We start from the raw sequence: 8,880 nt of genomic DNA, 5'->3' as shown, positions 1-8,880 counted from the left end.
CCCGAGAGGGGGCGGGGCCGCGGGGCGCTGCACACGTCAGCCGGTACCGACGAACGTGGCGTAGACGGCGCCGTTCCCACCGCTGTTGCCGTTGGAGATCACCGGGACGCTCGTGACGGTGCCGGTGTTCGCTGCCGCCCAGCTGCCGCCGCCGCCTCCGCCACCACCGGTGATGGCTTCACCGCCGCCACCGCCGCCGCCACCGCCGCCCCAGCCGCCGCCTCCTCCGCCGCCGCTGCCGTAGTTGGTGCCGTTGGTCCGCCACTCGCCCTCGCCGCCCTGCCCGGCGTTGCCGAAGAACAGGGAGGAGTTGTTCGTCCAGGTCGCACCGGCGTTGGGGCCGTTGCCGGTGTGGACCGGGCCGCCGAGACCACCGATGCCGTCGATGCCGCTGGTCCCGCTCTTGTGGTCCACACCGGAGCCGCCACGGCCGCCGGAGCCGCCGTCGCCGTTGCTGCCGCCTGCACCGCCCGCACCGGTACGGGTGAGGCTGCCCGTGGTCGCCTTGCCGTCACCGCCCGCGGAGCCGGCCGAGATGATCTGACCCGACACCGCGGTGCCGCCGTTGCCGCCGGCGCCGCCGTTCCCGTTGGCGTTGCCCTGGCCGCCCCCGCCGCCACCACCGGCATCGGCGAGCAGCGTGGTCGTGGTGCACGTGCCGTAGCCCGTGATGCACGGGTTCTGCGTGGTCAGGTCCACGCCGGAGACCAGGGTGGAGGCACCGCCGCGGCCGCCTGCGGACGTCGCGCCGAGCTGACCGACGTAGTAGTACAGCGTCGGTCCGAAGGCATTCTGGAAGCTCGCGACCGACGTCACGGTCTGCGCCTTGCCGCCGTAGCCGCCGTCACCGCCGCGGTAGAGGCCGCCGCCGTTGCTGCCGTACCGTCCGGCGCCGCCGTAGGCCGTGATGACCATGGGAGTGGCATCGTTCAGCACGGTCTGCGTCGCGGCCTGCGCGGCCGTCAGCAGAGCCGCGGTGTCGTACGAGGAGAGGCCGTCCGGCAGGAGGCAGGACACCACACCGGTCTGGATCTCACCGCACGAGACGTCGGTCGTCGTGGCCGAGGCGGTCGGTGCGGAGAGCGCCAGGATGGAGGCCAGACATGCGCCGGTCCCCAGGGCCTTGACGACCCTTTCCGATCTGAGCATGAAATTCCCTTCAGGGGCGGGCGGACGGGCCCGGCTTGCGGTCATGGCGCGCGCATTGTGCGACGGCCGCCACGGTGGCGTTCGTCGTGGAGTTGTTCAGGACGGTGACGGTCCAGGTGTTGGGGGTCGCCGCCCGGGAGGTCAGCAGGACCTGCATCGTGCCGCTCATCAGGTACCCGCCACTGACGAGGGTGCTTCCGGCCGGGCAGGTGGCGAACACGGTGCCCTCCTCGCCGCGGACCAGGGTCATGGGGTCGCCGACGGTCTCGAAGGTGGACGCGGGCCCGGCCGGGCCGGCCGGACCGGTGGGTCCGGTGGGTCCGGCGGGGCCCTGCGGGCCGGGGGGACCCGGACGCCCGTGCCCGTCGTGGCCTTGGTCCCCTTCGTGGCCTTCAGGGGCTTCGTGCTGCGGCGGTCCGTCCTCGTGGTGCGGTGGCGGCCGGTCGTACGAAGGACCCGGCAGGTAGGCACCGCAGTCCAGCCAGGGCGGACAGAGCTTGTTCGGCTCGGGGTCCGCCTGCACCACGGCCGAGGGCCTCGTCGTCTGCGCCGAGGCAGGTGCCGCGGTACCCGCGAGCCCGGCCACGGCCACGGCGAGCGCTACGGAAGCCCCGCGGACATGGGGGAGCCGCCGACGGGGCAGCGGCCCCGAACGGCCGCGCCGGGGAAGATCAGAGCGCATCAAAGAGCTTCTGCTTTCTGGGGGAGGTGAGAGCGGGTCGCGGCATCGTTACCCTCTGGGGGCTCTCCCGCGTCCGCTCTGCTGCCTTTTGAGTGACTGTCGTACGGCGCTCGGGCCAGGCCGGCTCAGGAATGCCCGCGCCACGGAACGCCGTCGTGTCGCGGTCAGTCCTCGAGGGAGATCCCGGGGGACGCCTCGGGCCTCTCGAGGGACGTGCCCGGGGATGCCTCGTGCGCGTCCTCGCGGGCCTCGTCGTGCGCGTCCTCGTGGGGCTTCTTGTCCGGCGTTCCGTGCGGGCCCCCGCCCGGACCGTGGCCGGGCTTGTGGTGCCCGCCGCCGAACTCGGCCGCGACCACGCGGAAGGGGATGGACTGCCACAGCTGGGAGCCGTGCCCGGCGAGCTCCAGGCGGTACTCGCCCCGGAGGTGGTGGTGCCGGCCGTGCCGCCGGGGAACCGTGACCGTGCCGGAGACCTCTCCGTCGGCGTTCGCGAGGAGGATCGCGAGGGTGACGATGCGCCTGCCGGCGCGCAGGTCGCCGTCCCCGTCGACTCCCTCCACGGCGCGGGTGTCATCGGCCCGGCCTTCCGGGATCAGCCGTACGTACACCTCCTCGTTCGGCCAGTAGCGGCTCGCGGACACGGTGAAGCTCTCGCCGTGTGCCACGGTGCTGCGGTCGACCGTGATGGTGGAGAAGGGGGCCGGGTTGACCGCGGCAGGCGGCGCCGCCGACGCCGTGGCCGGACTCGCACTCAGTACGGCGGCTCCGGCCGCCAGTGCGACGAGCCATCGCGGGTTTCTGGGCATGGTGGGGTGGTCTCCTTCGGAAGCGGAGGGCACGCCGGGCTGCTCTTCGAACACCGGCCCGCGATTCGTAGACACGTACGTCCCGAACCAAACAGGCGCACCCCGCGGCTCCCCGGGACGGTCGCGGTCTGCCACCCGTACGGTCGGCCTCCGGAAGGCCAGGAGGGGGCGCGCGGCGGAGCGGTTCGCCCGCGCCGACGCGCCCACCCGCCCGCTCGTTTGCGACAATGACACCCAGAGAAGTGGGGAGGGGCGCCGTGAATCAGTCGGCTCGAAGGCCACCGGCCGAGGAGCGCGCCACGGACGGTCGCGCCGAGCGCGGCCGCCAGTCCCGGGTGAAGATCGCCGAGGCCGTGCTGTCCCTGCTCGACGACGGGGAATCCAGCTTTCCGGCGGAGCGGGTGGCCGAGCGCGCGGGCGTGTCCCGACGCCTGGTGTTCCACCACTTCGCCGACATGTCCGAGCTGGTGGAGACGGCCATCACCCGTCGGCTGGAGCAACTGATCGAGCAGATCAGGCCACTTCCGACCACCGGTCCGCGCGCCACCCGGGTGGCGGCCCTCACGGAACAGCGCGCACGGATCCTGGAGTGGATCACACCGGCCCAGCTGACCCTGATGCGCCTGGAGACACCCGGTGACCGCGTCGCCGAGGTCACCCGGGAGGTGCTGGACTTCGCCCGGGCGCGACTGGCCGAGATCTTCGCGGAGGAACTCGAACGTCTGCCCGCCGGGCGCAGGTCCGAAGTGCTCCACGGTCTGGACGCGGTGACGACCTGGGGCGCCTGGTACCACTGGCGCAGCAGCGGCCTGAGTGTCGAATCGGCCGCCGGCACCATGCAGACGGCCGTGCACGCCCTGCTCGCCACGACCGACCGACCCCCGGCCGACAGCTGAAGCCGCTCCGGCCCGGCCGAACGCCGGCCGGTACGCGGCTGATCCCCGCCTTGCGGGCGGGGATCGGGCGATCGGCTGCCGGACGGGGCGCCGATCCGGTTCGGCCGGCGGCCGTTCGGTCATTCATCGGCCGCCAGGGTGAAGGTACAGGTGGACCAACCGGTGCAGTCCCGCTCCGACAGCTCCTGCTCCTCCTCCTGCGGGAGCAGTTCCAGGGCGCTCAGGTCGATCGTCGTCTCGTTCATCGCCTTGCCTCTCTCCTCGGATCCTCTCGGGTCTCGGTCACCTCGACCCGACAAACAGTCGATACCCCGACAAATCGACAGAACACCGGACTTGGCAATTTCTTTGCACTTCGAGTGCAAATACTTACCGTGGACCCCGTCCCGGTCCGACAGGAAGCCGTGACGGGGCGGGCATAGACTGGTGAGCTGCGCACACGGACCGTGACCTCTGAGGATCCGAGAGAGCGCTGACCTTCCATGACCGCGAATCCGCACCCCGCCCCGCCGGACGACGCGTCGGCCGACTCGCTCCTGCTGCTCGATGTCGCACGTGCGGTGATGAGCCGCTGCGGAGGTCATCGGTGGACCTTGCAGCCGACGGAGTCGTGGTGCTTCGCACGGCCTCCGGGCCGCACCGTGCGGCGCAAGCACGGCTGGAAGCTGCACGTCTCGGCGACGCCGCTGTCGGCCGCCCTCGTTCTCGCCCGGTCGGCGGAGGTGCTCACGCGTCGCACCGCTTCCTTCAAGTTCGCCGTCGATCTGGACCGGGTGACACGTCTCGGGGACGTCTGGCACGACCGGGGCACGGGCGGGAAGTTCATCACCGTGTACCCGGAGGACGACGACCACTTCCGTGTCCTGGCGGGCGAGTTGGACTCCGCGACGGCCGGACTGAGCGGGCCGAGGATCCTGTCCGACAGGCCGGTGCGGCCCGGCAGCCTCGTCTTCTTCCGGTACGGGCAGTTCACCGGCGACACGGTCCTGACCGACGACGGTGTCCTTGAGCCCTGGATGACGGGCCCGGACGGCAGCAGGATCAAGGACGAGCGCGCCGCGGGGTTCGTCTTCCCGCCCTGGGCCGCATACCCCTTCCCCGGCGGACCCGACGCCCCCGCGACGGCGGCCGCACCCGTGCTGCTCGGGGGCCGGTTCAAGGTATTGCGGGCCGTCCGGCACGCGAACAAGGGCGGTGTCTACCGGGCGGTGGACGAGCGGACGGGCCGCGAGGTCATCGTCAAGCACGCGCGGGCGCACGTCGGCGCCCGCCTGGACGGGACCGACGTGCGCGACCGGCTGCGGGACGAGGCCCGGATGCTGGAACGGCTCGCACCGCTGGGAGTCACGCCCGGGAGGCTCCATCTGTTCGAGGAGCAGGGGGACTTGTTCCTCGCCGAGGAACTGGTGCCGGGACAGACCCTGCACCAGTGGCAGTCGGCGCGCGCCCGGGAGGGCGGACCTGACCCGGACGAGGCCGCGGCCATGGTCTCGCGTGTGGTGACCCTGCTGCGGACCGTACACGAAGCGGGATTCGTGATCCGCGACTTCAAGCCGCACAACGTCATGGTCACCCCGGCCGGGGAGGTACGGCTGATCGACACGGAGTACGTCACCGAAGCCGGGCAGGAGCGCGCTCCGGCATACACGCGGGGCTTCGCCGCACCCGAGGTCAGAGCCCTGGGCCTGCACGCATCGCCCGCGGAGTCCGCCAGGGTCGCCGGACCGGAGGCCGACCGCTTCAGCCTCGGGGTGGTGCTCTTCTCGCTGCTGACGGACCTCGATCCGCGGTGGGCGGCCGGCTGGTCCGACGGCGTCGGCCCGCCGCCGGACGCGCAGCGGCCCCTCCCGCTGATCGCCCTCTGCCATCCCCCGCTGGCACCGTACGGCGAACTGATCGACGGCTTGACCCGGACCGACCCCGGTGCGCGGTGGACCCTCCCCCACGCCCTGTCCTGGCTGGCCGGACCGAACGGGACGGGCACCCGTCCGCCCGCCGAGGCCCCGGCCCCGGCCCCGGCCCCGGCGGCGACCTTGCGGGCCGCGCTGCCCCCGTACCGGCCGGCCGCGATGGATTGGCTGCTCGACGACGGTATCGCCCACCTGCGACGCACCATGACCCCCTGGCGCACCGCCCTCTGGCCCGCACCGGAACGGAACGTGCCGCACAGCGATCCCTGCAACACCTGGAACGGTGCGGCCGGCGTACTCGCCACCCTCACCCACGCCGCGCGGGTCCGCGGTGACGCCGCCCTGCTCACCACCGTGGGCGAGGCGGCCCGCTGGCTCGACGAGCGCCTGTTCGGCGCGGACCGGCTGCTGCCCGGCCTGTGCTTCGGCCGTTCCGGCACCGCCTGGGCGCTCCACGACGCCGCCGGGCTCCTCGGTGACACGGCCATGGCCGGGCGGGCGATTGCACTCGCCCTGCAGCTCCCGATCCGCTGGCCCAGCCCCGACTTCACCCACGGCCTCTCCGGGGCGGGCACGGCGTACCTGCACCTGTGGCGGGCCACGGACGACGAGCGCCTCCTCGACGCGGCGTTCGCTCGCGCCGATGCCGTTCTGGACGCCGCCGACCGGACGAACGGCGAGTGGACCTGGCCGACCTCCCACGACACGGACTCCGCCCTCGCGGGAGCGCACACGTACGGCTTCGCCCACGGGACGGCGGGTGTCGGGGCGTTCCTCCTGGCCGCCGCGGACGCCGCCGACGTACGCGGACGCACCGCGGAGGCGGGCCGGTTCGCAGCCGCCGCCCTCGGCGCGGGCGACACCCTCGTCCGAGCCGCCCGCATCGAGGACGGCAGGGCGGCATGGCCCGCCGAAGTGGGCGGCGAGCCGCAACTCCGGCCGGTCACACAGTGGTGCAACGGCCCCGCGGGCATCGGCACCTTCCTCATCCGGCTCTGGTCGGCCACCGGCCAGCGGCGCTTCGCGGAGCTCGCCGAACAGGCCGCGGCGGCCGGCGTCGGCGACCCGTGGCGTGCGATCGCGGGTGCATGCTGCGGAAACGCCGGGACCGGCCACTTCCTCCTGGACATGGCCGACTTCACGGGCGAGGCCCGCTACCGCGCCCAGGCCGAGGGCATCGCCGCGGTCATCGACGCCCAGCACTGCGAGTCCGACGGGCTGCGCCTCGTCGCCGATGCCACGAGCGGCCCCGAGTACGGCAACGGGGCGGCGGGGATCCTCGACTTCCTTCTGCGCCTGCGGCACGGCGGCACCCGCCCGTGGACGATCCCCCGGACGGACGCGCCGTCCCCCGCCGTGGCCGGCCTGGCCTCGCCGTTTCGCTCGGCGTGAGACCCGTCTCCGGGAGGGCACCGCTGCACCGCCGGTCCCGGCCTGCTCAGCAGCGCCGGACGGTTGGGACCGACGGCACCCGCGCAAGTGAACTGCCCTGGTCACAGGCGTGCGGGCGGATCACGCGAGTTGGCCGACCTGCCGCCGATGATGTTGAGTGGCCATGTCAACCAGGGCGTCGGCGTTGAGCGGGCGAACGGTCGTGAGAGGAATGCAAGTGAAGTCTGTCGTACGGGGGGCCGCTGTCGCGGCGGCGTTGGTTCTGGCGCTGACGGGATGCGAGGAGGGCAAGAAGCCGGCCACGGCGGGTGAGCAGGGGATGCCGACGTCCGTCCCGGGAGCCACTGCGCAGGGGGCGATACCGCGGACGCCGACGGCACAGGCCGCCCGACTGGACGCGGCCGCGCTGATGAAGGCGCTTCCGGACGAGTCGGACGTGAGCAAGTGGTTCTCCGGGGGCGAACCGTTCGCGGGCCAAGGGGCTGAAGCCGTCAAGGCCTGCGCCAAGGAGACGGGGGTGGCCTGCACCGGGCTGGTCGCCTTCGGAGGCAAGGACACGCAGGCCGGGAGCGGGTCCACCGAGAGGCGCGTGGAGTTCAGGCTCTTCTCGTTCGAGACGGCCGAACAGGCGCGCGCCGCCATGAAGGGTCTGGCCGACAAGCAGCGCAAGTCCGCCGCCGAGTACAACGAACCCTCCCAGCCGCTGACGCTGGTCTCGGGGGCCGACGAGAACGACGGGTTCATGGACGACGCCACCGCGGACGCGGTCATGCGCATCGACACAGTCCTTGCGTACGTCTCCACCACCGAGAACAAGCCCAAATTCCTCGATCACGTCGCAGGCCTCCAGGTCGACCGCGTCCGATCCGTCGCCGCAGGCAGAAACCCCGGGCTCTAGCCTCGCCGTTTCGGTCGGGGTGCGGCTGACGGTTGGACAGAAACGCAAGAGTGCCTTCCTGAGCCGGGACGATGGACCTCGTCCAGGGGTTCTGTCGTCGCCGGCGGAAGGCACCGCCTGCGGTCGGCCCGCGCCGCAGCCCGGGAGGTGGCCCGGCTGCGGGCCACCGAGACCCGCACCGCGGTACCCGCAGTGATGTCCGGCGGACGCGAACTGCACGGCCTGGTCCTGGACCTCGACGCCACTGCAGGTGGGTGCTGCCCGGTCCTTCCAGCGTCGGATCGGCTACCCGGCCGGCACCCACATCATCGCGACGAGGTCGTCAGCGCGAAGAGAAGAACAATGTTGCCGGCGCCTCGAGTTCAGAGGAGGTCGGCGGTTCGCTCGAATGTGTGGTCGTCGGCGGGCAGAAGCTCGTCGAACATGTTGTTGCGGATCTCACCGGTCAGAACGCCCAGGACGAACCGCGCGCAGGAGACCGGATGGTGCTCCCATTCCGGTCCCCGGCCGGCATCGGCCATGACCGTCCATGCGGCGGGGTCCTGGCCCTCCCGGGTAAGCCAGTACAGGAAGGCTCCTGTGCCCTCGATCTGCGCGAACGGCACGATGCCCGTGCCGGGCTCCGCAAGCTGTGCCGGCTTGGGCTCGCCGCTGCCCCCGTCCCACAGTCGCTCAAGGACCTCGGCACGTTCCTGGACCATCGCGAAGAGGTCGTACTCCTTGTCCTCGCCGTCGGGCTCCAGGATCCAGATCGCCTCATCGAACAGGCCCCCGCCATAGGTGTCGACAAGTTGGCGGTAGTCCTCGGGCAGGTCATGGCCGAGGCGGCGGTGGACGGCCGGCCAGTCGCGCGGGGCGGCTACCTGCTGCGGTGGGACAAGCTGCACGAGGGCTTCCACGTCGGGATGCACGGCGAGGCTCCTGGAAGTCTGACAATGATGTGGTTGGCCGGGCTTCCGTCTTCATAGGTGTCTGCGACCGATGCCCAGCGGCCTCAGATCACCAGGCCGTTTCCCTGGGGGGTGGGGGTTTGGTGGTGGCGGGGGCGGTGGAGCAAGCAAACCCCCCCCCCCCCCCCCCGGGGGGGACCGGGCCGGGGGGGGGGGGCCCCCGCCGGGGGGGGCCCGGGGGGGGGGGGGGGCCGGCC

General features: G+C 72.5%; 8 protein-coding genes. 3 read left to right on the top strand and 5 right to left on the bottom strand.

The genetic code is table 11. The features are described 5' to 3' along the window. Positions 1-36: 36 nt before the first annotated feature. The 3 genes from ACWGE1_RS38175 to ACWGE1_RS38165 all read right to left on the bottom strand — a co-directional run bounded on the left by ACWGE1_RS38175 (position 37) and on the right by ACWGE1_RS38165 (position 2,637). A complete protein-coding gene (locus tag ACWGE1_RS38175; protein WP_453425068.1) occupies positions 37-1,149 on the bottom strand; it encodes a hypothetical protein in 1,113 nt (370 codons plus the stop codon). Positions 1,150-1,159: 10 nt separating this feature from the next. Next, positions 1,160-1,831, bottom strand: a complete 672-nt coding sequence (locus ACWGE1_RS38170; RefSeq protein WP_453425067.1) for a hypothetical protein — start codon at positions 1,829-1,831, stop codon at positions 1,160-1,162. A gap of 164 nt (positions 1,832-1,995) precedes the next feature. Further along, a complete protein-coding gene (locus tag ACWGE1_RS38165; RefSeq protein WP_453425066.1) occupies positions 1,996-2,637 on the bottom strand; it encodes a hypothetical protein in 642 nt (213 codons plus the stop codon). Positions 2,638-2,894: 257 nt separating this feature from the next. On the opposite strand from ACWGE1_RS38165, the gene ACWGE1_RS38160 reads away from it, so the two are divergent. Beyond that, on the top strand, positions 2,895-3,533 hold the full coding sequence (locus ACWGE1_RS38160; protein WP_453425065.1) for a TetR/AcrR family transcriptional regulator: 639 nt from the start codon (positions 2,895-2,897) through the stop codon (positions 3,531-3,533). Between the two features lie 119 nt (positions 3,534-3,652). Here ACWGE1_RS38160 and ACWGE1_RS38155 read toward each other — a convergent pair whose 3' ends face one another. Continuing rightward, entirely contained in the window at positions 3,653-3,778 is a 126-nt protein-coding gene (locus tag ACWGE1_RS38155) for a hypothetical protein (RefSeq protein WP_453425064.1), read from the bottom strand. A 237-nt stretch (positions 3,779-4,015) separates the two neighbouring features. Between ACWGE1_RS38155 and lanL the strand changes: the two genes are divergently transcribed. Further along, positions 4,016-6,835, top strand: a complete 2,820-nt coding sequence (lanL, locus tag ACWGE1_RS38150; protein WP_453425063.1) for a class IV lanthionine synthetase LanL — start codon at positions 4,016-4,018, stop codon at positions 6,833-6,835. Between the two features lie 217 nt (positions 6,836-7,052). After that, positions 7,053-7,733: a hypothetical protein gene (locus ACWGE1_RS38145; protein ID WP_453425062.1), complete on the top strand. Its 681-nt coding sequence runs from the start codon at positions 7,053-7,055 to the stop codon at positions 7,731-7,733. A 362-nt stretch (positions 7,734-8,095) separates the two neighbouring features. Here ACWGE1_RS38145 and ACWGE1_RS38140 read toward each other — a convergent pair whose 3' ends face one another. Then, the gene (locus tag ACWGE1_RS38140; protein WP_453425061.1) at positions 8,096-8,644 is read right to left on the bottom strand and encodes an SMI1/KNR4 family protein; all 549 of its coding nucleotides are present in this window, start codon (positions 8,642-8,644) and stop codon (positions 8,096-8,098) included. Between the last annotated feature and the right edge of the window lie 236 nt (positions 8,645-8,880).

This window comes from Streptomyces sp. NPDC054932 (genome assembly GCF_053610205.1).
This window is presented reverse-complemented; position numbering and strand designations above follow the sequence as displayed.